A 25,850-nucleotide genomic window follows, 5' to 3' on the forward strand; every position below is an offset into this window, starting at 1 on the left:
CCTTATTTCGTCAGATTTATTTTAAGAAATAAGGATATAGAGAAGCTATCATGTTGAAGGATATGGTATAGCTTATGGTCCATGTCCACAGAAATACGCAAATACAGGCTGTCAGGAGTCCCTTGTTTTTGCGCCCATAGCTTTTAGCTCCTGCTTGCGCACATACATCATTTTATCGGCTCTTTCAAATATATCCCGAACATGGTGGTCTCCCTCTTCCAGCACGGCATAACCAATCGATACAACGACACCGTTTTCGTGAATATTGGCTTCTACCTTCCTGTTCATGGTACTTATGGTCTCATTCATGGAATCATAGCCTTTATCCTGAAGTAATACCACAAACTCATCTCCACCTACTCTGAAGACTGCGCCATGTATGAATATTTCGCATATCAATGCACAGGCATCTTTGATAAGCTTATCCCCCGCAGCATGTCCTAATGTATCATTGATATGTTTAAGACCGTTTATATCACAAACAACAACTGCCAGATGTTTGAGTTCATTATTATGAATTTTCCGGTTCAAATCATTTTCATACTCTAAATACGCGTGCTTATTTCTTACACCGGTCATAGAGTCTTTGGTTGCCATATTCTGAAAAGCTATTCTCGTTTCTTTCTCTGCGTTGAGCTTCTCTTTGGATAATTCCCTTAATTCCAGAAAAAGAATAGCAGCCAGAATCAGTTCTGCAAAAAACGTGAAAGTAATCTGTTTCCTGTTGGCTAAAAGATTGTTCTCGCTAATGTCACGAATCTGATCCAAAATAACGTTTTCATGGATCAAAACAGTAAACTCCCATCCTGTATTCAGAAGAGGAACGTAACACAACGTTTCAGTGACACCGCCATATATAAACGTCATGCTTCCCCCTACATCGTTAGCAAAATGATCCATATTTTCTTTCCATACATCCTCAGAAACAAGACCCTTTGTTGCGTCAAATATATTATGATATGAAATAGCCGGACCAAGTTCCGTGCCGGACAGATTACTTCCGTTTTTTGAATATAAAGCGAAATATGTACTGCTCTTATTATCAACCGAAAGGAGGTCAATGATATCCTTAATGTCTATCTGAATGAAGCAGGCTTTGAAGGGTTTACCCATGATAGTAAGATCCGGTGTCGGAATAGCGAGGCACAACTGTTTGTAAGAACCATAAATGGAAACTGTACTGATAGTACGATCAGTCATTGTTTCTTCCGATAAGAATTCATGTCTGCTTTTTCCGGTATATGTAGTATATTGCGTGTACACAACATTATCCTGATCTACCAGTGCGAATCGGTTAAGAGATAATAGGTTTTTGATTTTTCCCAGGGTTTGTCGTAATTCTTCCTGTGATTCGATGTCTTCATGCTGAATATAGTCCAAAGCCGTTTCCATCTGAATGAATTCGCTTTCAATTTGATTGGCAACAGTATGAGAACGACGATCTGCTATTGATTCAAGATAAAATCGGCTTACTGTAAAAATAGCTTCTTCTGTCTTAAGAATCGTATTATGCGACGAGTGAATTGAATTGGCAGTCACCATTGCAATTATCAGCAAACTGCCTATGATTGCTGTAAGCAAAAATGTTCTATTCGTTATCTGTTTCATTTTCATCTTCAAATATCACCATAAAGCAGTTCAAGCATCAATGCAGCGTCTCTCTGATAGATAATGGTAGTTATCTCATTAGTTTTATCCGGAAATAACTCTCCTGGCATATTTCCATCAGCAATTTTCACTGCTACCTGAATCGTATCAAATCCGATTGAATAGCAATCCTGCACTCCGAGACAATAAATCACTCCCTCATCCAGATAGCTTAATGCTTCCTGATCATGATCCATGCCGACAATAACTGCTTTGCTGCCTGTTTCTTTAACAGCTCTGGCTGCACCTACGGGGTTACTCATATTACAACAGATAATTCCATCCAGATCCGGGTTTTTTTTCAGGATATTCAGGGTAAGTCCGTATGCCAGATCAACAGAGTCCATATCATATTCCGTGGCTACGATCTCCATGTCACCATACTTTGCAATAGTGTCTCTGGCCCCTCTTGCCCTGTCTTCATGACATGGGGCACCTCTGCTCCCCACAAGTATAGCTACCTTTCCTTTGTACGAAAGCTTTTCGCAAAGGGCTTCCGTTAAGTCTGCACCATCCGCATAATTATGTGTATTTCCAACGTATGCGATCCTTTTACAACCTGCGGCTGCGTCTGAACTTGAAAATGTCATTACTTTTGATCCTGAGTCAACCATTCTGTCAATTATCGGAGATATAACAGACTCGTCTGCAACATCGACGCCGATCACATCATAGTTTTTTTGTTCTGCCTGAAGAAGCCGTTTTGTCTGATCTTCAGCAGAAGCGCCTTCAGGTGCCATATACTCATAAGTAACAGTAATTCCTTTATCCAGAAACTGTCTCTGGGCTTCTTCCATTCCCAGAGCTACGGCATCCCACCACGGATGGACAGTTTTATATGTGAAATAGAAATTATAATGATCCTTCTCTGGAATATACGAATCAAGCTCATGATCAAAATCAACCGCGCTACTTACAGGCTCTGCTCCTATTGATGTGTCTTTATCTGAAGATACTGTTGAATCAACAGGAGGTAAAGTCTCATTTAAACCCTTCTCAGGATTTGCGGTAGAGCAAGCCCCAAAGGCAAGCACAATCGTCAATACCGTAATCACTGAATATAACTTCCGAAATTTATTTCTTTGCATTTAAGTTGCCTCGTTTCCATACTTTACAGCAGAAACCTTTAGGTTTTTCAGAATGACTCAAATTGATATCCTCTTTCTGCCTGTTGTTATTTGTTTTATCGACTCGAATTCAACTTTAATCAGTGATTTTTCTGCACAAGAAAATGCCCTTTGAAAAGCAAGGGCATTTTCTTATTATCTAATCTTTGAATTGTACAACCAATCAGAGGTACAAGAATAACCGTAAATATCTCACGTACATATGTATAATCTATGATTCGGATATTTATCAAGCTCCGTAACAAAGCTCCGTTACCACTCCATTTGCAACTGTTATATAGAGAACTGGTCCGGTGCTGGATATAAATTCTGATTTACTCATATATAAAAGCCCTTCATCAGTACCTTCCCCATACGTGGTCTGACTGGTAAGTTTAAACTGATATGTACCATTACTCATACGGGTCGCGTCTTCCCAGTTATTACCCTGATAATAATCCAGGGAACCTTTAACTGTCAGAACATCACCACTGATCGAAACAGAGGACAGATGTGAAATACCGTAGCCACTGTCATATAAATTACCATAATAAGTTCCGGATGTGGTTACATATGAGGAACTGCTGCTTGAACTACCGTAACCGCTCGAGTAACGTGACGGCTTTCCGTCCCACGCTCCATCGGAACCAACATAATATCCGTCAGGTGTCCATGAGTTTACAAGCATAGCACCGTCACTTCCGAGATAATAATTGCCAACCCATCTGTTAGTCGCAACATTCCCATAATCGTCTATATAGTACCAGTCGCCGAAGTCGAAGGTCCAATATCCGGCAAAAGCTGTGATAGAGAAAAGAGAAATGATAAGAGCCAGAACTACCGAAAATCTAAATGCTTTTAAATATTTACCCAGCATGTTTACCTCCAAAATTTGATATGCCAAAAAACACGAACTACTTGCCTCTAAAGGATTATGTCGACGATGTTCAGGTGTTATATAAGCTCTGAAATGATGTGCAACTGTCTTTAAGATACTTACTATTTCTCCACGGTCATAGTCACCTAAAAATATCTGGTTAATATGTTGCTTTCCCAATATGGTAAGGCTCCCTCTTACCTGGCATACTAGTATATAGAATAATAACTATCTGACTCATTATGTACTGTTTTATTACAGAAATACTTGTCCAACATAACAGTCAGGATGTATCAGAAACTTAATTTATGCTGTACTATGTTTTGTTTTTGAGAGTTTCATATAGAAATCCCTCCATATTTCCTTTTGAAGGCAATATGTTGTGAAATTCCAAAAAATAAAAAAAATATATAAAAATTTTTCCGGCCAATTATTTCTGACTATCCGGCCAATTTTGGAATTCACAACAAATTGTCTTTTTTCGTATTTCTCTGAAACTGAATATATCAGACATTACGCAACATTACTCAGACATTACTCAACATTACTTTTCTTTATCAGAAGTTCCTTTCCTTCAAAAGCAAACGCAAGCTTTATTATCCTGTCTTTGCTATATCCCGCTTCAAGAAGCTCGGTTTCATACTTCTTATCTTCGATCTGTTTCAGCGCTATATCGCAAAGCTCATCAAGGGTCCTGCCATTATCGCTCCGACGCTTGGACTTAAACTCGATGATAACAGCATTATCCTTTTTATCCTTCGGACGGAGCATGACATCATAACGGCCCAGTCCGCTTTCGCGGTTTGACTTTATCTCGTATCTGCCACGAAGTTCCACAAGAAGCCCGATCACAAGACCGTGATAGAAGTTTTCCGGAGCTGCTTTACCACTTCCGTCAAAAGTACTGATCATACTTTCGCAGATTTCTGATAAGGTATCTGTCATGTCATCTATGTTGCCTTCCAGGAGTGCTTTAACAAAATAACTGTAATTTTCTCCTGCATTCTCAAACCATCTCTCTACAAGCAGACTAAAGCTGTCTTTGACTTCGTGATTTGTGAGTTTAAGGCTATACACCGCCATGTTTCCTTCGCCTTCTATAGAAACCGGCTTTAGATATCCGGCTGAGAACAAAAGACTCCATATAGCGTTCTTATTACCGGTTATCTCTCCGTAGACAAGCTGTTCATCAATCTTTGTTTGTATCACGCCATCATTAAGCAGATCCTCAAAAGCCTTCTTTATCTCAACGCTCCCTTCTCTTACGAGCTTTGACACAAGTGAATTAGAGCTTGTATTAGCCCAATACGGTTCATATTTACCTTCTTGAAGGAAAGAAATGATGGACCATGGATTATAGATATCTTCAGTATTTCCAAACTTAAACCCATCGTACCATTCTTTTACCTTTTTCTTTTCAGAACTGTATCCGTAAGCTTCCAATGCCTCGAATACTTCCTTCTCAGTAAATCCAAAACAGTCAGCATACTTATCAGATGAAATAGTTACAATTTTCAAATTGTTAAGATCTGAAAACAATGACTCCCTGCTTACGCGTGTAATACCGGTCAAAAGGGCTTTCTGAAGGTTTGGATTGGTTTTTAAAGTGGAATTAAACATATTCCGCATGTAACCTGAGATTTCATCCCAATAGCCATTTACATAAGCCTCCTGCATAGGAGTGTCATATTCATCTATCAGAATAATGACTTTCTTATTATAGAAATCCGAGAGCCATCTGCAAAAAGTATTGAGACATTGGCACGCTGTTCTCTCATCCATGTCGTAACTGACTTTTTGGTAGAATTCCAGGTCTTTATCACCCATTTTATCTGTGAGCCAGGTATTCTGTGCGATCCACTCAGTGAAAAGCCAGTTAAACTGTTGCAAAGCACCTTTATATGTCTCTGCTTTTACACTGGCAAAGGAAACAAAGAGTACCGGCCACTTTCCACACTCTTTCATCATTTCAGTATCCTGTGAAATACTTAATCCATCAAAGAGCTCCTCATTGTTTCCCTGTCTTTCAGAAAAGAATTTCTCAACAGTGCTCAGCATCAGAGTTTTTCCGAAACGACGCGGACGGGTGATCAATGTAATATCATCCTTACTTTGCCACCATTCATTTATAAAATAAGTTTTATCTACGTAAAAAGCATTTTCTGTTATAACCTTTTCGTAATCTTGTAAACCCAGTCCAACCGTCTTTAGCATGTGAACACACCTCTTTCCACTACGTCCATATATGCCTAATAGTAGCATAATTCCGGCTGTCTCTCAAATAAGATGGACTCGATAGTTTTCAGGTGAAATCATAATACTCCAAAAAAAAGACCGTGAATATCTCCACGGTCATGATCAACTAAAAGTATCTGGTTAATATGTTGCTATCCCAACATGGTAAGCCTTTCACTTACCTGGCATATACGACCACCGATAGTTCGATGTCCGTCGGGTGCTTCCGTTAGTGATAGTTGTTCTCGATGCCAGAGCACCGCCATACCGCTCCTTAGTATGGATGTCCATCATACGACGGGAAAGAGAATACTCTTTCAGCGATTAAATTATTATCATATTATCCCTCTCTCAGCTGTTTATTTTTTTCATAGACCGCGTCTCCTCAGCGGCCATGATAACATCTTCGATTTTGTCGCCTGAAACTGCTGAAACTGCAGCCGCAACTGTCCCTTCTACTATAGGTGCATCAGCAAGCTTAACGATAATGTCCTCATCTTCCATGAGTTCTATAGCTGTCTCTGCGCTCATGATACCGCTGCCGAGATCTGCCAGTACAACAACTCCATCACCGTCATCAGCAGCCTTAATTGCTTCGGAAATACGAACAGCATCTGTTCCTATCTCCTTATCTTCCATACCGCCGGCACAGATAATGCCTTTGTGTCCGACTGCAATCTGATCTGTAAGATCCTTTATACCCTCAGCAATTTTCCAGCTGTGTGAAACAATTACCAAACCAACCATCTAACATTACTCCTTTATAAAGTCTCTGATAACTTCAAGGGTCATGGTAGCGGACGTGGCTCCCGGATCCTGATGACCTATGCTTCTGTCACCAAGATAACTTGCTCTGCCCTTTGTAGCCGCAATAGTCTTTGTGAATTTTATTCCTTCATTTGCTGCAGCGCATGCGGCGTCAAGACCGTCACCAAAGCTACCGCCGGCATCTACCTTCTCTTTGAAGGCATCAAGGGCAGGGATAAGAGAATCCAACATTGTCTTTTCACCCTTACTGGCCTTTCCTCTCTTCTGAATACCGGCTATTGCAGCTTCCAGAGATAGTTTAAAATCTTCGGCATTCACAGACTCTTTTCCTGCAAGAACCTTGGCAGCTTCCATATAAGCCGTTCCGTAAAGAGGACCTGACGCACCCCCGACAGTTGATAAAAGAGTCATTCCGGTCTTTTTGAGAACAGCACCGATATCGTGTTCTTCCGAAGGAACCTTTTCAATTACAGCTCGGAAGCCTCTTGCCATGTTAACGCCATGGTCGGCATCACCGATTTCCCGATCAAGCTCGGTCAGAAAGTCCTTGTTCTCGATGATCTTTTCTCCTATACATTTTAAGCAGCTATATATTCTTGTAGACATACGTAATCACCCTCCCCAAAAATAGTTTTATGCTCAAGACACGTTTTTTAAGCTGTGCGGATTTCATGAGCCTCTGTTTCATAATTAAATCCTCAATATATAAAAAAACTTGAACTCTCACATTTACTTACAATAAAGAATCATCGACAGTAAGATAAACACCTATAAGAATTTTAGAATTGATGATAAGTTATTGTCAGTTCATGTTTTCAAATTACCGACAATTTTTTTGCCTGAATCCGGCCAAAATAAAAGTACTTCTAAGATACCTGATAGATACCTTTGAAGTACTTTTAGTTCACTTTATAGTCTCAAAACCCACGCAATTTCAAGCTTTTTTCTCGAAATCATGAGGTTTATTCTGGTTCTGCATCCTGCCTGTGTATGAATAGAAATAGGTTTTCATCAGACTTACACAATTCTCAAGAAAGTCTTATTTTATGCGGTTTCTAAGGGTGTCTCTGCATATTTACCCCACTTTTTTTCGATTTTACCCCATTTTGAAACTGAAGTCACGTAGTTTATAAATTCGTGAAAAAAACATCGATCATGCTCAAACTGGGGTAAAAAAGTGTGCTTTCGCCCAACATAAAAAGTAGCCCAAGCCTATGAATCCTGAGCCATTTTTTTATTTACCCAAAGTTTCAGTTGAATAAAAACAATCAACAAAAAAGAGGCGACGTATAGCCACCTCTTCATAAAAATTTTAAATCATGAATACCATAATAGCAAAGCTTGTACAGCGTAAGGACATAATCCATATTGCAAAAGTGTACAAAAAATATTACAAGGTGAATATTTGGAATAAATCTCAACACGATTTAAAGGACTATTTTCCTCCATGAGTGGCCCAATATGGTACAGATCGACAGCTAAACGCATAAATGCCAAATCTACCGGAGATAGCCTTGCTGAAAATTTTTCGGCGCCATATAAGAGGCGTTTCTCGTCTTGGTCAAATATTTCCGCATAATACTCTCGGCATTTTTTAGTACTACCCATGAGATAGATAAAACTACGTAATCTCTTATCACAGGTTTTATCCTTATCATTTTTGAACAAGTGTTTATGAGACTTGTAAAATTTTTTGTGTTTGCCATCGATAAAGATAGGTTTATGCTTCATTTTGTTTACTCCTTTTCTGCAGTTATTAATGTTACGTATCTAATGTGTGCTTTTACTTCTGCTGATAATGATGAAACACAAAAAGAAAATGCAATAAAAAGAGGCAACTCATTATGAGTCACCTCTTAAATATTTTATTTGTCTAACTATTCTAATTCTATTTTTTTATTTATATCGTAATTGCCTTGCTGATTTTAGTTAAGGCCGTTAAACTATGGGTCTTCACGGTATCTTAGTAGTTCTTCATATGCTTCCTCCGCATCTGCCATCGCTTCATCGAACATTTTGCTAAGTTCTTTATCATAATCGTCCTCATCCTCATCTATTTGGTTTTCTTCATTCCGCGTGCGTCTGAGACAAGTGGCTTCTACGGCCATTGATGCCATACGCTCGTATGATATTTGCAGCGTATTTGAGATCTCTGCCGCTGATATGCCACTATCTAAAAGATCTGCTATAATATAACAATTTTGGGCGTGAGTATCCAAACCAAATGTATCCTATATATGTTTGCTTGGTTGTAAGTCGTAAAGCTTATATAACTGTCCTTCTCTTACCCATTCTTTTGCAGTCATTATGCTGATGTCAAATTCACCGGCTATTTCTTGTTCTGTTTTTCCTGTCTCTGTCATTGTTGCGGCAAGGTGTCTCGCTCTACGTCTAAGTCCAGTATCATCAAATGTGTTTTTTAATATTTTGTATCCTGGTTCATACCATTTTTTTAAATATCTGAGTACTGCTAATTTTGTTTCAGTCGTCATTTTTTCTTGCCTCCTTCTCAAAACTATTGCATCTTACTCAAAACCATATCGTAATTTCAGGGCTTGTACACCATATTGAGCTAGTCCATGGTAAGCGAGAGTGCCAAATACATTTGCAGTTGAATATTTTCTAAACATATCAACCTGCTTGTCTTTATTATCAGTTAACACAACAGGATCATCGTGGAACAGATCAAATGCAAGTCTTATTATTGCCAATGATGAGGCTGTCACCCATTCTCCAAGGTTTTCTAATCCGCATACAATTTTCTCATCCTCGCTAAATAAAGACTTATAATGTTTACGGCAATCCACGTCTATACCCAAGGTATAGATTAATGCAGCAAGGTTATAATCAAGTTCGCTTGTTTTTGTGTAAATGTTCTTGTGAGCCTCATAAAATTCTTTATGCTCATTATCTCTAAAAATCATTATGTTATACTCCTATTCATTCTAATAATATGTTGTCATTCGAAGGGATTGCGCATTCTAAGTTCTTTTGAAATTTTTTCAATCCATTTTTTCATCCGCTTCCCAGTCACACCATATTTTGCTGCAAGGACATCAAGTGGGACATGGTCATATGTATACTCTTCAAAAGCGGCTTCTCTTGCAATTTTTCTGACCGCCTTGCCTTTTAACTTATTGATATTGTTGCGAGATGTCGTGACATCTACATTAACATCCTTTTTTGCAGCCCAGCGTGAGGCATTTTTTTTGATTTGTTTCAGATTGTTCATTTTGCTAATCTCCTATGTACTACGGGTTACGACATTAATATGTGTGGGATGCAAAAAAACAAAAAAAGAAAATAAAGATAATGCATAAATATATTTTATAGAAATATTCGTACCTATAAATATTCTTAATTCACATTATTGATAATAAAATGCATTTACTTCTCACCGCCTCACATCTTATCTATATACAACTTAATCCAACCGGATATCCGGTGATGGTATATAGACGCCATTAAGTCTTTGAGGCCGTATGGACCGCGGCTTAACAAAAAAGAGTCTCGGCGAGACAAAGACATGCACTCCTACGTCTTGTCGTCAGTGGGTAAAGGACAGCAAGCCCACGTAAAAAACCTAAGCGTCAAAAAAAGCCATCTCAGAGTAAGATGACTTGATGTATGGTTAAGAGCTGTGGGGGCCTACCGTCATAACTGACGATGGAGCATTTTATGGAAATCACACTAGTCCGAAAGGACAGCGGTAGGGGCGCAAAAGGACGCCGTGGTGTGCCGGACTATGTTCGGGTCTGTGAGTGCAGCGGGTTTAGCTACTTCAGCCGATGTCTTCGACGGAAGAAATACTTGGGGGCAGATTTTTTCTCCGTTTCCACGGGAAAAGTCTGTCCCAAGCTCTTTTCGAAGCATAGCTCCGAAATTCGGCATTCGCCTCGTCGTCTCCGGAAGAAGATATGATCTTTGAGATACATTGAGTGATAAAGTACTAAATAGCGCTTCACTTAGCGGAGTGCTATTTTCCTGTAAAGCCTTTGATAGTACTTGAACTAAAGAACTCCGACTATGAGGAGTTCTTTTCCTACAGCTGAAGTTGTAAAGAAATCATGTTCGTAAGAGAAGTAAATAATATTTAGTGAACAAATAAAGTTCCATAAACTGACATCTGTTTATGTGAATAGGTCTAGTCACAAGGTTTCTCCAACAAATAATTCGGCACAAATACCCTGTATTATAAAAATAAGAGCTTCCTGTCCGGATTCAGCAAGCTCTTATCTAATCACTTATTCATTTGGCTCTGTCACAATAAACGGTTGATAATCGCCGTTTTTATAAAAGTATCGTCCTCATTTTTATTATTACTGAAAAAGTCATAATATATGTGTAATGATTAAATTGGAAAGTTTTAAAACAAAGGAGAACTACCAAATAGTTAGACAGCCGTTCAGGTGGGCTGTCGGAAAGAAAATGAGGTAAGATATGAATGATTATTTAGACATCACAGTGGTTGATGATGAAGTTAATATGAATATTGTCAAGGCATATTCAAATGAATGAAGAAGCACACCGGAATATCTCTTTTCTTTTAGTTTTGCCATTTGATCTGTCTGAAAATAAAAATCTCCAAGTACATGTCCAAGAAAAAACAAAAGAAGATATTTAGTCTTACAATTCCATAAGCCTTTCCATTTCTTTTTTTATTAGTTCAAGTGTATCAAGATATACAAGATAATTTGCATCCGAAAGTCTGCGGGCTATGGTTGGCTGAGTTGTGTTCATTTTTTTTGCACACACTTCCTGGGTCTCTCCGGTATCCATCATTTCCCATACAGTTCTTCTCTGGTTTTCATTCCACCCATATTCTATGATTTTGGTAAGTGAAAGCAATGCATTAACACTCTCTTTCAGAAGGAATCTGTCATCCATGTTGTAAAATTCTATCTTTACATCCGATGAACGAGCCTTTAATTTTCGTTCACTGTCATGAAGAAAATTTATAGCATTCCTTGCTGCATAAAAAGCAGGTCCATCTGCCCCAATCGCTGCATCCATATTTATATCTGTTGATATATCTCCAAAACCTATACCAAACCTTATTGATACAGGATACATATGTTTTTTTATGTAATGAATAATTTCCATGATGTGGTTGGGAAGAGACAATATGCCTTGAAATTCATCCCCCAACGTGATCAGGAAATTTGCAGCGATATCATTTTGGTAAATTATATTTATCTCCTCAAGAATAGATTTGAGTGTTTTCTGAACAGTAAAACGATCCTGTATTTTTTTTGAATCCCTGATATCTCCAATGATAGCAATGTACATATAAATACCTCTCACTCAAACAATTATACCTATATAGCGTATAAATGTCGATAATACCTAATTAATGTATAGCAACAATATATACACTATAAACGTATGCTGTTGATAAAAAAAGAAGCCGCTTCTTTTAGATTTGGCTCTGTCGCAATAAAAGGTTGAATTTTGCGAATATCAACCCCTTATTGTGACAGAGCCATTCATTTTATACAATCAGGTCTTTGTTCATTAGCACTCCTCTAGATACCTTACTTCCTTCCCGTGGACTCCGGCATATTCTATTTCCGAACGTGTGCTGTCTCCGATATAGCCTCCAACATTAATTACATATATAGAGTCTGCCATATCGATTTTCCTCTTATGCATGTCATCAAGCATTTCCTTTGTCTGGGAAACTGTTCCTTCGTCCATCCCATCCCAGACTTCATCATCACCGGAGTGTCCAAACATGCCAACACTGATGACTATGTTTCCTTCCAATGTCAGCCTCTTCTGAGCTTCTATAAATTCATCTTTAAATCGTGTACTACCACAAAGAGTGATAACAGGATATTTACCAACCATTACTTTCCACCTCATACGTTATTGGATGTTTTTTTACATGAATACCTGCCTGACAGAAGCAAATCCACCAGGCTTATTCAACCCCCAACGCCTTAAACACCGCATCAACCGGGTCACTATAAGGAACAAGCTGGAATGCAGCAAAAAGATCAGGCGGTACTGTCGCGAGGTCCATCATAGTTGCTGCAGGAAGAAGTACCTTCTTTGTACCACTATCCAGGCATACCTGTAATGTGCTAGCAAGATTCTCAACCTTCAGTACTGTTCCTCCGATGCTGAAATCTCCAAGAACTACCATAGAACTCTGTACCGGTCTCTGAAGAGCAATCGAACACAAAGCAACAAGTGTTGGTAATGCCAGGGTCTTCGTCATTCCAAGTCCCTGCAGATCCTGATAATTGATGATAAAATCTTTGTTCTGCGCTCCAAGAGAACCACTGATTCTGTTACCGTTTGCCTTTAAATAGCTGTATGCCGTGTCAACGGCTTCTTTACATTCACGATCCGCCCCAAGACCAGTTCTGTCAAACTTTCCGCTTCCCGGAAGCATCTGTGACTCCAGCCTGAACACACCTATCATTCCCGACTTTCCGGGAGAAACGGTATAGATCTGTCCGGGATTCATCATGCCTTCCGGAATCAGTTTTCCACCGCCTTGCTCAGGTACAGAAACATAGTGCTCTTCAAATGTCTCGTTATCTATGTATGAGAAATTAACATCATAGAACTCCATGCCGCCAAGCTTTTTAAGCTGCTCTTTTACTCTTCGGCGCATCTCCAGCGCAATCTGTATGATCTCTTCCAATTCTTCTTTAGTAAACTCGCCATTTGGATATACAATCTTCACCAGACCATCTACTATCCTTCGTACAGCTATAGTATCTCTCTGATTAAGATTCTTTCCTAAACGGAAATACCTTTCGATAGCGTCTCCATACTGCTCCTTACGAAGTTCTCTCACAAACTCTGCAAGATAATCGGTGATGAAGCCATAATCATTGGTAAAATGCTCCGGTCTGAACTTCGGAATCTCCCACCCGGGAATATAGCAGTGCATTCTGTCAAGGAAAGCCGTATCCGTCCCCATGACAGGTGGAAATGGATCAAATAAGCTGCTTGTCTTTAAAAGCACATCAACACTTTGGTTAATGTTTCCGACAAAAACCATAGATGCAGAAGCAGCCTTTTCCTCTTTCCCTCGTGCAAAAGACCCCGATGCCATGTAGTCTTTCATGATCTGTACGCCATCTTTGTCCTTGAAGTTGATGCCTGCAACTTCATCAAATGCGACACAGTCCCACATTCCTACAAGTCCCATTGCATGGCTGCCCATATTGTAGAAAAGATTAGCAACAGTGGTCTGTCCGCCCGAGACAAGGATGCTGTTTGGTGATACTTCCTTATAGATATGAGATTTACCTGTACTACGAGGACCAAGCTCGCAAAGATTAAAATTGTTCTCAACAAGCGGAACAATTCTAAGAAGCAACAGCCACTTTTCTCTTTCCGTCAGTCTGTCAGGCTCCATTCCAATAGAACGAAGCATGATATCTATCCATTCTTCCTTGGTGAAAGCCTTACGCCCTTCCTTGAGTTCATTTATGTCCACTGACGGCATCTGAATAGGCTTCAGTCTGCTTATAGTGATTACCGGAGCATCCTTCTTCTTTTTCTTCTTAGGCTCTTCCAAAGAAAAACCTATAGGATTGGATTCCTCCATAGCGGCATTGTATTCAAGCTGGATTATGCACCAAATTCCGCCGCAAAGAAGGCGGTCGTATTTTTCCGGATACTCCTCGGAAATCGGAACACCACCTAAACCAAGATTTGAGAACTGAGCTTCGTACTGATCATACTTAAGATTCAGACTCACAGTTACCCTGTCAATGATGCTCATGGTGCCGCGCTGGCGAAGCCTGGACAGGATCTTCTCAGATTCATCCGGACGAACATAGTTATCCGCTAAAATGTGTTTTACACTTTCAACACCGGAAGCTATGATCTCTTCATCATCAGAATTGCAGTACTGCCCCAAAAGATATTCCAAAACATATACAGGAACATTGGCACCTTCCTTTATATGTTTGGTGAGATCTTTACGGACTATCTTCCCATCGAATTTTTCTCGCAATTTCAGGTTGATAGCTGCATTCTTATCCGCTATGAAGTCCTTATTCTCATTTGTAAGCTCTAAACTCATAAATACATCCCTCACCAGTTAAAGTCATCCGCAAAAGTAAGATCCATTATCACCGAATGTCTGAAAAGCTCAAGTCCGGTGTTGTCATCTGTCACCACAAGATAATACTGCTTATTCTTATCATACTTCTGATTCTTGAAGTTGAATCTCATACGGAATATTCTCTTTGCCGAATCAGGCTCCCTGCTGTCCGCCACGTAAATATTTTCATTGGAAATACGCTCACCATCCTCGGACTCAAATAACAGGCGGTAAGTAGTTTCCTTCACTGTATCACTTACAGGCTCTGACTGAATGAAATCCATGCCTGTGATCAGATTCGTTATCTTCTGGATCATGCTCACTAGACTTATGGAAACAGGCTTTGTTTCCATATGCCCACGTTCCATCTTTAACTCAAGCACCGGAATGATCATTTCCTGAGGCGATGAACCTCCATGAACGTAATTCTGTCCGCCCCCGGAAACCTTGAACACATTGCTGCTGGATGGGAATGACACAACCTTGTCGTCATCATTACCCATCAGATATCCTAAGCCGATATTTGAAATACCATCCTCCTGAATCGGGGTTTTTGATACGATATATCTCCTGTTGATCCAGGCGTCTTTACCGCTCATACCGCCGATCTTATCACTCTCGCTCAGCTTGTCACGTTTATAGATAAACCCATGATCTGATGTAACTATGAACTTATAAGTATTGGCATTTATCGTGATCTTATGCATCAGATCCACGATCTCTCTGATTGCCTCATCACATGCCACGAACACCTCATCTTCAGTGTTAGGCTTATCTCCTCTCGCATCGATCTGATTGTGATAAACATAGACTATTTGCTTTCCGGTAAAGATATTTCTTAGTTCAGTCTTCTTGAGATTCTTAATGTCATCGAACTGAACGCAGACACTGTCCTTACAATGTCTCTGCAGAACGGTCTGTCTTCCTGCGAGGTCATTACAGAGGATACCGTCAGCATAAACCTCATAGTCATCTCTCATCTCCAAAGTGTCATGAGGCAGTAATGCAGCCATTCCAAGCCTTGTATACGAAGGAAGCGAACTCATCATAGGAGAAAGCTTTGCCGTACATCTCGGGTCATCCTTCATCTTCATCAAAAGCTCGTAACCCACTTCATATCTCATAGCATCAGATATGATTACAACAGTTCTTTCTTTAGATTGGTTCACGTATCTGCTATAGAAGTTTCTCTGCAAAGGAAGTACCTTCAGCCCATCTTCACTTGTAAGAGCAGAGTTCCATCTTGGAATCAGATCATTCAGATACTCATTGGTATAAATGTTTTCAACAAGACTCTGCAGCTTCTCATATGGAGCCGTGTCTTCAAGCTTGTCATGATAGAAATAGAACTTCCTGTATGTCCTGTCTATCAAGTGATCCTCTGATTCGTATTTCTTTACAATGTCTCTCATATCATCACTGCCGCCATAGTTCGCAGCATTGACAACCGAAAGAGCATTTTCCAGCATCGCATACTGATCTCTGTAAAGCTCACCGAAATGCATCTTTGAACGCATGTCACAAATCTGGAGCAAGCTAAGCTCATCAAGCTTTGCACCCACATCTTCAGACAGGATTCTTTCAGTCATCCATCTGAGAATAAGTTCATCTACAAATGAAAAGCTTTCCAGATGTATGATATCTTCAGCACTATACTGTGAAAGATTTTCCTTTACCTTAAGCCCTGTGGCCACATGCTGAGACAGCCTGTCAAAATCAGCACTAAAAAGGATACTGTTCATCATATTATCGAGGAACGCGATAACATTGCCCTGCTTCATGGAAACAAAGTTTCTCCAGGACACAGGAACTTCTCCTCGGATATATCTATCAGCATATGTCACAAAAAGAGTGACAATTAATCTTTCAAGAGTGGGCTCCGGATCGATGTAGCCGAATTGCTGTTCACAAAGCCGCCAGAAAGCTCCCAGGAGCTCATATTTATCCATCTCCTCAAGATATTTATTATCTTCTATATCTCCCTGGGTGATGACTATCCTTACTACCTCTTCAAAAGAGCAGGTCTTGGTTTTACATACAGCGCTGAGAAGTCCGACCAGAATATTTTCCTCATTGAAGTTCTCGATTTCCAGATCATAGAAACGCTGAGTTCTATCCTTGTTCCCAAAGAACTTGATATGCTTCTCTATGACATGTTTATACTTTTCCTCAATGCCCAGATCCACAGACAAAAGCGAAGCTCTATCTGCAAAAAATCTCTTTGAATAAAGCAAAGTATCTTCTAGATGATTGTCTTTCACATCAGGCTTAGGAAACGGTGCATATATCAGATAATTAGTTGTGGTATCCTCTCTTTCAAGGAAATACTTCGTATAAAACTGATTATCTTTTTTGAGCTTATAGACCTTTGCATTTTCCAGTTCAACCGAATCTATATCTTCCTCAAATTCAGCCTTATCATCGTACCAAAATACGAGCTTACGGACATCGCCCGTAAACTCTGTATTCAGCCTGTCTATTATCTGTTTTAAGTTTAATTCAGCCATTTTAATGTCCTTTTTTCCTAGTCAGCTTATACTCTTCTTCTGCAAGTTCTATCTGTTTCTGAATCTCCTCTGCAGACGGTAAATGTTCCTGGATTTCTTTAACCTTGATATTGTCATATGTTGCAACACCCATTGGCGTGGTTATTCCTTCGAACGCCATCTGTACTTCAGTTTTGTCCATATCTTTGCAAATCAAAAGTCCTATGGAAGGATTATCGCCTTCTCTCCGTATCAGCTCATTCACAGCATTTACATAAAAATTTAATTTTCCGGCAAATTCAGGTTCAAATGGCTTTACTTTAAGTTCGATTACCACATAACAACGCAAATAAATATGATAAAACAACAAATCTATTTTTCTTGTCTTTCCAGCAATGACCATTTCCTTTTGCCGACCAACAAAGGCCCATCCAGCGCCAAGTTCCAGCAAAAATCTTGTCATACGCTGCTCAATGGCATCTTCTAATTCGGTTTCATCATATTCTTCAGGTAGAGCAATAAATCCAAGGTCATACTTTTCCTTTAGAAGCTCCTTAGCAAGTTTTCCCTGTGGTACCGGAAGTTTTTCATCGAAGTTCGTAATAGCTCCACCCATACTGTGAAACATATCAGCCCTAATGCTGTTATCCAATGCATTACGACTCAACCCTTCCTCAACTGTCCTTTTTATGTAAAAAAGTGCTTCTTCAATTGTTTTGCATTTCTGAATGATAAGAACATGATGCATCCATGGGACATAGGAAAAAATTTCTGGAAAATACATTTCTGAAGCAGGTTGCTTCAGTGTTGGTTCTTGAATTACTGAAGCAACTTGCTTCAGTGTTTTTTCTTTAACAATGATACTGTCTTCTAAGTCCTTGATGAGTTCAGAGGTCTCACTTTTTAATGCATAAAATGAATACCACTGTTTCATGAACCAAAGGTTTCTGGCAGAAAACCCCCTTGCATTTGGAAATGCATTCTGTAAGTCAAGACTTATTTGCTCAACAATGCCATTTCCCCATTTTTCCTCCGGATGCATTGCAACCAAATCTCGCCCTAACTGCCAATTAAACAATAATTGTTCAGAATTGACCTTCATTGCCGCCTTGATTTGCGAATTCTTGAAACGTTGTTTGATATCACACATCCAAGAAATGTAATCATCATCCAACAGCACATCATGAGAATGTACTATAAAAGGTTTATTTGTAAATTCAGCCATCAGAATGGCACCTCCTGCTTATTGAATAAGCCATGTTTTATGCGTTAAGCATTTTAATCAAATTTTCGAGATTTGCTCTCTTATCAGGATTCTCATCCATCATTTCCATCAGAATAAGATAGCATAAATCCTACTTGAAAACCGATTTGAAAAACTCTTCATTTCTAAGCAACATAGGAACATACAGTTTTAATGTTTTATAATACTGATATTCATAATTCTTCATTTTTAAATACTGACTAGCGGAGTTATCTCCATTGGTCCCTATTGACCTTGTTTCATATGCTATAGTATTAATATCTCCCATCATTGTATTATAAATACCTGAATTCTTTTGATCATCAAACAGCACTGCTAGGTGTTTATTCACTTCGTAAATCAAGTCCGGATTACTTTCACTTGAATTATTAACTACAAAAGGAATACCAACTTCAGAATCATGAATCATATCTGCAAGTTCATTTTCACCTGATGCATAATTAATATTTATTCCAGGCTGAACATTATAAAAATATACATTGAAGCAAATACCATTTCCTGCATCTTCGATGGAAAATGCTTCAATCTGAACGCCTGATACAACTTTATTATCACCATCAAATATAGGTGTTGCTCGATAAAGAACATGATTTCCTGTGCTTTTAATATACTTAGCAACGTCATCTTCAAATGGCTTCATTCCCTGATTATTCATATAGTTTGTTCCTGTGACAAGATTTGTTTCTTGCTCTTCACCGCCTAATGAATGAGCCAAAAGATGACATCTATAATAAACATATGCAGGTTGAGAGTTTACAATGCCGTCATAATTATCTTTATTCAAATTGAAACCTGATGGTCTTAATTTGACCATGTTTTTTCTTTCACCAACGTTTGAAATTGTATCCGCTCCTATGCAAGCAAACACAACACCAGCTCTGCCAAATTTATCCAGCGAACTATAGTTAATAAATGTAGCCTTTGTATTCTTCTGATCTATCGTAAAGTTTGGTTTATTGTTATTCAATTCTATATACGGTTGACCACAATAAGCCGAAACTGATTTTCCTTTTACCTGTGTTTCTGTATCCTCAGGATCATCAGCTAAATAATCTGCCAAAATGTGTGAGTAATATAATAACGCAGCAAAACTATTACATTTTCCGGTTTCACTCCCAAACCAGTTGTTAAATAGTCCGAAGTCAAAAACTTTGTTGACAGCATTCTGTAATAATCTTTTTCTGTTTTTACGAGCCTTTTTATTCGTCAGATATTCAGAATCCCATGCTATGTGTGAACAATCAATCAATTCACCGTTTTTTATGTTTATATCGCTTATAGAAGGAACACTATCTACTTTTTTTAATTTCAACTGATCAACTTTATTCTGACCTTGATTATCAGCCTGTTCGCAGCACAAATACATTGCATCCAATAACAATTTTACATTTTCATCAGAGGAATACCTTAGTGCATCATCTCCAAAAAGAATTTCTCTGACACGTATGTTGCTTTGATTTTCGTCACATGCATATGCTGTAATTATATTAGTAAATAGTAATATAACTGCTACAACTACTGTAAAATAGCGTTTCATCTATCATTTCCTTTCAAAATCAGTCCAATCGATTATGAATGCTATTTTGGTAGGAATTACTTCATATGAAAAATTGATAGCATCATTAGGTGAATCCACGACAGGAACTACTGTAATCTTTATCTTCTCACCAACCTGATATTTATGATCTTTTCCTTTTTTACTGGTCAAAGTGACAATATAATCTGAATAATTGGAATTCTTTGGTCTTTCAACCTCAGATATCTCCCAATCATCAAGTGTTTCATTTGTCGCGCCACCGGTTATTGTCGCCGTTACCTTTGATCTATCAGAAATACAGGTAACCGGAATAGTCATCTCCTTTCCATCAAATGAAATATTTATATCCTTTTCGTTTATAGCTTTAACATCGCCGCTGATTCTAAACTTATTGTCAAGCGTTTTTGTAAGGAAAAGATCCTCGTTATTCTCATGTAGTAAACCATTAATTTTATTCTTTTCCTTTGCATCAATACCCAGTTTATCGGCAATTGCAAATAATAAATCGCAATTTAAATACAAAGCTTCGCTAACAGGCGGAACAGCCACCTTTCGCTCGTCTTTAATTAAGGTATTATATTGTTTTACTTCCTCTTTTTCTCTCTTCGTAGCATCCTTTTTTGCTTCTGCTTTAACTATCGGAGCCAAATATGTAGCATTAAGAGTCCTCTGCTCATCTACCAGTGTATTAACATTGTAGTAAACAATATCATAAGCCTTCTTTAAATCAGCCTTCTCTTTGCTTTGTGCATAAACATCCAAATAAATCTGAGCAACAAAATATCTTAAAGCCCAATCTTCATCTTTTGTGTTATCCACTATTGCTTTGCAATATTTTCTGGCTGTATCGATGTAATCCTTTTTAGTCTTCGTTTCTTTTGCCGCGATAATAACCATCGGAAGTGCTTCTGCGTAATCATTGTCTTTTCTTGTTATCTTCGCAGAAATTTCTTCATACTTAGCAATGGCTTTCAAACAGCTCTGATAATCTTCAGACTTATAGTAATCTTTAACTAACTCTAACCAATATGGGCCGAACTTCTGATATGTCTTCTCATTAGCCTTAAGCCAGTCTATTTTCGAAACCAAGTTTGTTTTATTAGACCAATCCACAAATGATTTAACGTCTGTATCCCTTACAACATATTCATCAGGAAGATCGTAATCTCTTACCATGTTACACATATAGTCAAATTGTGCAGTTGTGCTGTTTTGCAGTATCGCAGTCTCCGTATCATCAAGTTCCCATCCTTCTTTAATAAATTGGAGTTCAGCCTGATTCTGAGCTGCTTTATAACTTGTTGCTGAATCAACTGCCATATAAACAACAGAAGCAGCTGCCTTCAAAAGACTTCCTGATTGCACAGCACTTAAAAGACCCATAGGATTAGGTATAGCCTGCCTAAGTGCCTGAGCCTGATTCTGTTCATATATGAACTGTAATCTTTTTCTTTTAACATCAACCATTCTGTACTGATCTATTATTCCAACTAGTTGCTTTATTTGAGCCTGTGTCTTTGTATCAACAGCTTTTAAGTTTGTATCGTTATATAAAGAAGTCCTGGCTGATTCTAAGAATAACTGATTACCTTTTGAGGCATTTATTTCCTGTGTAAGAACTGTCATATAATTCAGCATATTAATTGAAGTCAGCTGGGTAGGAGTTAACGCATTATCTGCTTCCTGTTGAGCCTTAAGTCTTTGCGCCTCTTCAGCTTCTTCAGCTTTTTTCCGTTCTTCCTCAGCCTTTTTAGCTTCAGCTTCGGCTTTAAGTCTATCTTCTTCAGCCTTTTTAGCTTCAGCTTCGGCTTTTAGACGTTCCCCTTCGACTTTTGCTTGTTCTTCAGCTTTTTTAGCTTCTTCCTCGGCTTTTCTAGCCTCCTCAGCAACCTTTTTAGCTTCTTCTTCAGCTTTCTTAGCTTCCTCCTCTGCCTTTCGTGCTGCTTCAAGATCTACACTGGTCTCTTCTGTATTTGTTTCTGAACTTGTTTCCTCTATAGTTTCAACCGGTGCACTAGTTTTGGTACTATTTCCACATCCACTAATACTTGAACATAAAATACCTGTTGAAAGAATTACTGCTAAGCCTCTATAGCCTAAATGCTTACTCATACTACAAATTCTCCTTTTCAAGCTTTGAACTACATAACAAACAATTCTACTTCTTGAAAGCCCTAAACTTCTCCGCATCCATCATGATCGCCTTACTATCAGCAAGCACCTCATAGAACTTACCGTCACTACCAAGCTGAACCTTTCTGTAGTTGTACTTCACGCCATCATCGAGATCCAGTTCTGTTCTGGCTAATGCCAAATGACCGATCTTCTCATCATACTCCCGGCACTCTTTAAGCTGCTTCTGAAGCTTTTCCTTTCGCTTTGTTGCAGCCCCCACTTCACGGCTGTTGGTGCTGTGGTCTATCATGTCCTGCATACGTCCAATCTCCGACTCATAAACACGCTGCATCCTGTGAAGATAATCAACTCTCAGGTTTCCGATGGTATCAGCATTATATCTATGGAGATAGATCAACGCCTTAAATCCGTTCTGTTTACCACTGTCAAAGAGCCAGTAGATTGGTCTCTTTCCGGATCCTGTCACAGAATAGGTCTGACAATGATCCTTGAAGAAGTCATTCAGGAAATAATTTCTGATGATCTCTCTTGAAGAATTGCCCTTATTTCCAAGTGCCTTGGCTATGAAATCAAGATTCTGTTCCAATGTCTCAGCACCATATACCTTCTTTAACCATGCAATGAGAAGACCTACGATGTCATCTTCAAGATACTCCTCATCGGTGATAGGAAGAATATTGTCAGCATCTGGAATAAATGTCGAATACTTACTTGCATCCCATTCACCACCGGCATAAGCAAGTCCTTCAACATCTAATGAATAACGTCCGAACATACAACCAACAGCATAGGAAATCAGGCTCTTAATGTCTCTCTGAAGATCTGCCTTGCGAACGGTTATATCCTTGTCATCAACATCAGGCCTAAGCTCATCCTGCAGTCCATAGATGTTAATAAAGATGCGATTCAGTTCTTCTTCATTCTCCTTGAGTTTTTTAAAACGTTCGTTACATTCTCCCTGCCATAGCATGAAGCAAAGTTCAAGGGGACAACTTACTTTCGTATGCCATCCGTAGTAATATTGCATAGAAGCAGCAATTGATGTGGCATCCCATAGTTCCTTCGACAATCTAACAAGAGGGTGTTCTTCATAATCCCATGACGTTTCAAATGAATTCCAATCATTTCTTGAATACTCTATGCAGTTCTCTATGGTGTAATTGCAATTCATTTCTGTTGATATCACCGGTAGTTTTAATATAGCCCCTTCGGAATAGTCTAATGTGGGTGCTATAATTTTCAAATAATACATGCATACATTAGAGTTCAAAAAAGCAAATATAGGCATTGTATCCTTTTTGTTTTTAATAAAGCACATAGATCCCTTTGATTCAAACATCATATTTTCATCGCTGAATCTAAAAGAAACTGGTCCAGAGGAAATAGTTGACCACGATAAGCCCTCTCGAAAGTTAAAAGCAATATTCTGTGGTCTAGAAAGAAGCCTTCCATTCTCGTCCTTATATCCTTTTAGTTTCGAACCATCATTCTCCCAATCCACTACATACGACTTATTTCCATACCATTTTCTATAGTCTCCACCCTTATTACATGGATACCATTTTTTTCCATTTTCTTTTTTGAGAGCTGTTTTATTCTTGCCCACCTCGAACCACAATTTCAAAAACAAGTCATTATTTCCCGTCTTGAATCCCTGTTTAGTTTCTGCATAAAAATCAATTCTTTTTCCCTTAAAAGCTTCAAGTGCAAATCGAGGCACCCAATATCCCACTGGTTTTCCTGGGATATTTTCAAAAGTAGAACTATCCGCTTCAAAATAAAACCCACAGTCATGATTCCTAATAGCTTCAAGCGCTTTTATTCTCTGAACCTCCATTCCTCCAATATAATCTGTCAGTCTGATATAGCATCCATTTTTATTTATATTTCTATTTCTAACAACAAAAGTACATATAGGAACTGTTGCTTCCTCAAAAGCTGAATACTCAAACTGTATTAGCGTTTGAATGGTATGCCCATGATATAAATATTCACGAAGTTTTTCATAACTCTGAATGAACATCCAAACATACGGAGAGAGGAATCCAGAAAAACCATCTTTTTTACATAGCGATGTACATTTGATAATAAACGTTGAAAACAAATCAGATTTATAATCAAAGTAATTGGTTTTTAGATACTCTGCCATATTTGTATTCATACCCTTAAAACCCATATAAGGCGGGTTAGTCGTGCACACCTCATATTTTCGTGCCATAGTCTCACCAATATTAGTCAACTCTCGAATCTTCTCCTGAGTCTCATCGATGCCCATGACATCAAAGGTCATCTGACCATTAACATCTATATTATCTGCAAATCTTCTTAGTAGGTTCCAGTCATAGTTTTCAACATTAATAATAGAACCATATTCCTTGGCATCCTTGAAAGTATCAAGTAAGCCCTGGACCTGATTTATGGCTTCTTTTTTTTCTTCGTCACTAAGACCAGCTCCGAAGTATGTGAGCTGATCTCTGTTTATACCGTTAGATTCCTGAATTGAATATACATGGCAGGCTGCATTCGCAAGCTGATTCCAGCGGATATACTGACGAGCCTTCATCATTACCGCAAAGTACGCCATCTGATAGGCTCTGTCATCGATATCAAGTCCATAGAGATTATGTTCAAGGATACTCTTCGCTGCATCTCTTTTGCTGTATCCTGCAGATTCATAAATCTGCATAAATACTTCGAATGCATAGACCAGGATATGGCCACTTCCCATACATGGATCTATGAAATGAATGTCTTCCGGATTCAGCTTTGCATATTCACTATGTATTTCAGCAAGTTTCTCCTTTACCTCCGGCTCCTGCTCCGCTTCTTCAAGATAATATTTCCAGTTTTTCTTGAGACTATCGTTTGGATGCCCCTCCACCCACATACGACCGAGACTGTTCTCCACCATATAACGGACAATCCAGTCCGGAGTAAAAAGCTGGGTAACTGCAGGAATCTCTTCCTTTGTGATCTTTGTCTTTTTTGCAAATGCTTCATTCTTTGGCTCAGTATTGTAGTATTGATAAAGCCATCCTATGATCTCGACCTGTCCGCCCTGCTCTATGTTGAAGTCTTCCTCAGGGATATCGTTCACCAAATGATAGACTACCCCTTCCTTATCTATGGCAGATACATTGAGCAGTACCTCTGTATAATCAGAAGTCTTTTCGAAAAGAGCCGGAAGAACTTCATTCAAAGCATTGCACTGCTTGATGAAGAGCATCCTGAAGCATTCATCGAGCTTATTGTCATTTTTGAAGCTTACTATCTTCTCTTTCTCTTCTTCCGACAGAGGTAGTTCTGCGTCAAAAGGATTGGTGACGAGGTCAGGTTCCATCTTTCCGCTTTCAGAAGAAAGTACCCTGATATGTGAAGGAAGATAGTCGTTGACCTCCATGAAACGAACCGCTATAAGTCTGTTGAACCAAGTGTAGGCAACCCCTTCAACGACATACTTGTATGCAGTGGCATAGTCTGTCTCTTCTGCCTTCTTGGTTATTACCTTGGCAAGGCTTTCCCTCTGCTTTATTTCTTCACCTGAAATGGCATAGGGTTCTGCAGTTCCGATATCAAAGAACTGAGTCTCCCTTGTAGACTGTGGGAGAGGACTCTTTATCCCATCCATTGTTACTCCCATAAGTCCTGCCTTGTACTGTATGTCTGCAATCAGCTTGTTTCTTGCCCAAATCGCGAAGTTTTTTATAGCGGTTTTATTCATCA

Annotated in this window: 20 protein-coding genes; all 20 read right to left on the minus strand. The window is 38.9% G+C overall.

All coding sequences use genetic code 11. The annotated features are described in order from the left end of the window. Nucleotides 1–111: 111 nt before the first annotated feature. The 20 genes from BM294_RS05315 to pglX all read right to left on the minus strand — a co-directional run bounded on the left by BM294_RS05315 (nucleotide 112) and on the right by pglX (nucleotide 25,848). A complete protein-coding gene (locus tag BM294_RS05315; protein WP_175494526.1) occupies nucleotides 112–1,608 on the minus strand; it encodes a GGDEF domain-containing protein in 1,497 nt (498 codons plus the stop codon). A gap of 8 nt (nucleotides 1,609–1,616) precedes the next feature. Beyond that, nucleotides 1,617–2,735, minus strand: a complete 1,119-nt coding sequence (locus BM294_RS05320; RefSeq protein ID WP_091205511.1) for a substrate-binding domain-containing protein — start codon at nucleotides 2,733–2,735, stop codon at nucleotides 1,617–1,619. A 268-nt stretch (nucleotides 2,736–3,003) separates the two neighbouring features. After that, nucleotides 3,004–3,630 (minus strand): hypothetical protein, encoded by a 627-nt coding sequence (locus BM294_RS16545; protein WP_091205513.1) that lies wholly within the window; start codon nucleotides 3,628–3,630, stop codon nucleotides 3,004–3,006. 534 nt (nucleotides 3,631–4,164) lie between these two features. After that, nucleotides 4,165–5,844: an AAA family ATPase gene (locus BM294_RS05330; RefSeq protein WP_091205514.1), complete on the minus strand. Its 1,680-nt coding sequence runs from the start codon at nucleotides 5,842–5,844 to the stop codon at nucleotides 4,165–4,167. 372 nt (nucleotides 5,845–6,216) lie between these two features. Further along, the gene (gene dhaM / locus BM294_RS05335) at nucleotides 6,217–6,612 is read right to left on the minus strand and encodes a dihydroxyacetone kinase phosphoryl donor subunit DhaM (protein ID WP_091205516.1); all 396 of its coding nucleotides are present in this window, start codon (nucleotides 6,610–6,612) and stop codon (nucleotides 6,217–6,219) included. A gap of 6 nt (nucleotides 6,613–6,618) precedes the next feature. Further along, entirely contained in the window at nucleotides 6,619–7,239 is a 621-nt protein-coding gene (dhaL, locus tag BM294_RS05340; protein WP_091205517.1) for a dihydroxyacetone kinase subunit DhaL, read from the minus strand. A gap of 711 nt (nucleotides 7,240–7,950) precedes the next feature. Further along, complete coding sequence (locus BM294_RS05345) at nucleotides 7,951–8,364, minus strand: DUF6075 family protein (protein WP_091205519.1); 414 nt, start codon at nucleotides 8,362–8,364, stop codon at nucleotides 7,951–7,953. Nucleotides 8,365–8,576: 212 nt separating this feature from the next. After that, the gene (locus BM294_RS15820; RefSeq protein WP_175494528.1) at nucleotides 8,577–8,741 is read right to left on the minus strand and encodes a hypothetical protein; all 165 of its coding nucleotides are present in this window, start codon (nucleotides 8,739–8,741) and stop codon (nucleotides 8,577–8,579) included. A 123-nt stretch (nucleotides 8,742–8,864) separates the two neighbouring features. Then, on the minus strand, nucleotides 8,865–9,125 hold the full coding sequence (locus tag BM294_RS05355) for a hypothetical protein (protein ID WP_091205522.1): 261 nt from the start codon (nucleotides 9,123–9,125) through the stop codon (nucleotides 8,865–8,867). Nucleotides 9,126–9,158: 33 nt separating this feature from the next. Continuing rightward, nucleotides 9,159–9,557, minus strand: coding sequence for a DUF6075 family protein (locus BM294_RS05360; RefSeq protein WP_091205524.1), 399 nt, complete (start codon nucleotides 9,555–9,557; stop codon nucleotides 9,159–9,161). A 35-nt stretch (nucleotides 9,558–9,592) separates the two neighbouring features. Beyond that, complete coding sequence (locus tag BM294_RS05365; protein ID WP_091205525.1) at nucleotides 9,593–9,865, minus strand: hypothetical protein; 273 nt, start codon at nucleotides 9,863–9,865, stop codon at nucleotides 9,593–9,595. A gap of 1,216 nt (nucleotides 9,866–11,081) precedes the next feature. After that, nucleotides 11,082–11,243, minus strand: a complete 162-nt coding sequence (locus BM294_RS16800; RefSeq protein ID WP_091205529.1) for a DUF3307 domain-containing protein — start codon at nucleotides 11,241–11,243, stop codon at nucleotides 11,082–11,084. 16 nt (nucleotides 11,244–11,259) lie between these two features. Continuing rightward, nucleotides 11,260–11,922 carry a SatD family protein gene (locus tag BM294_RS05380; RefSeq protein WP_091205531.1) on the minus strand — a complete coding sequence of 221 codons (663 nt, stop codon included), beginning with the start codon at nucleotides 11,920–11,922 and terminating at the stop codon, nucleotides 11,260–11,262. 225 nt (nucleotides 11,923–12,147) lie between these two features. After that, the gene (locus BM294_RS05385) at nucleotides 12,148–12,483 is read right to left on the minus strand and encodes a hypothetical protein (RefSeq protein ID WP_091205533.1); all 336 of its coding nucleotides are present in this window, start codon (nucleotides 12,481–12,483) and stop codon (nucleotides 12,148–12,150) included. Nucleotides 12,484–12,556: 73 nt separating this feature from the next. Further along, complete coding sequence (gene brxL, locus BM294_RS05390; RefSeq protein WP_091205534.1) at nucleotides 12,557–14,683, minus strand: protease Lon-related BREX system protein BrxL; 2,127 nt, start codon at nucleotides 14,681–14,683, stop codon at nucleotides 12,557–12,559. 11 nt (nucleotides 14,684–14,694) lie between these two features. Continuing rightward, on the minus strand, nucleotides 14,695–17,211 hold the full coding sequence (gene pglZ, locus BM294_RS05395) for a BREX-1 system phosphatase PglZ type A (protein WP_091205536.1): 2,517 nt from the start codon (nucleotides 17,209–17,211) through the stop codon (nucleotides 14,695–14,697). Nucleotide 17,212: 1 nt separating this feature from the next. Then, complete coding sequence (locus tag BM294_RS05400; protein WP_091205538.1) at nucleotides 17,213–18,415, minus strand: PDDEXK nuclease domain-containing protein; 1,203 nt, start codon at nucleotides 18,413–18,415, stop codon at nucleotides 17,213–17,215. Between the two features lie 130 nt (nucleotides 18,416–18,545). Continuing rightward, the gene (locus BM294_RS05405) at nucleotides 18,546–19,991 is read right to left on the minus strand and encodes a DNA/RNA non-specific endonuclease (protein WP_091205540.1); all 1,446 of its coding nucleotides are present in this window, start codon (nucleotides 19,989–19,991) and stop codon (nucleotides 18,546–18,548) included. Nucleotides 19,992–19,994: 3 nt separating this feature from the next. Next, entirely contained in the window at nucleotides 19,995–22,103 is a 2,109-nt protein-coding gene (locus BM294_RS15825) for a hypothetical protein (RefSeq protein WP_175494530.1), read from the minus strand. 46 nt (nucleotides 22,104–22,149) lie between these two features. Next, complete coding sequence (gene pglX / locus BM294_RS05415; RefSeq protein WP_091205542.1) at nucleotides 22,150–25,848, minus strand: BREX-1 system adenine-specific DNA-methyltransferase PglX; 3,699 nt, start codon at nucleotides 25,846–25,848, stop codon at nucleotides 22,150–22,152. Nucleotides 25,849–25,850: the final 2 nt, after the last annotated feature.

It is taken from the genome of Oribacterium sp. WCC10, from assembly GCF_900113415.1.
Taxonomy (GTDB): domain Bacteria; phylum Bacillota; class Clostridia; order Lachnospirales; family Lachnospiraceae; genus Oribacterium.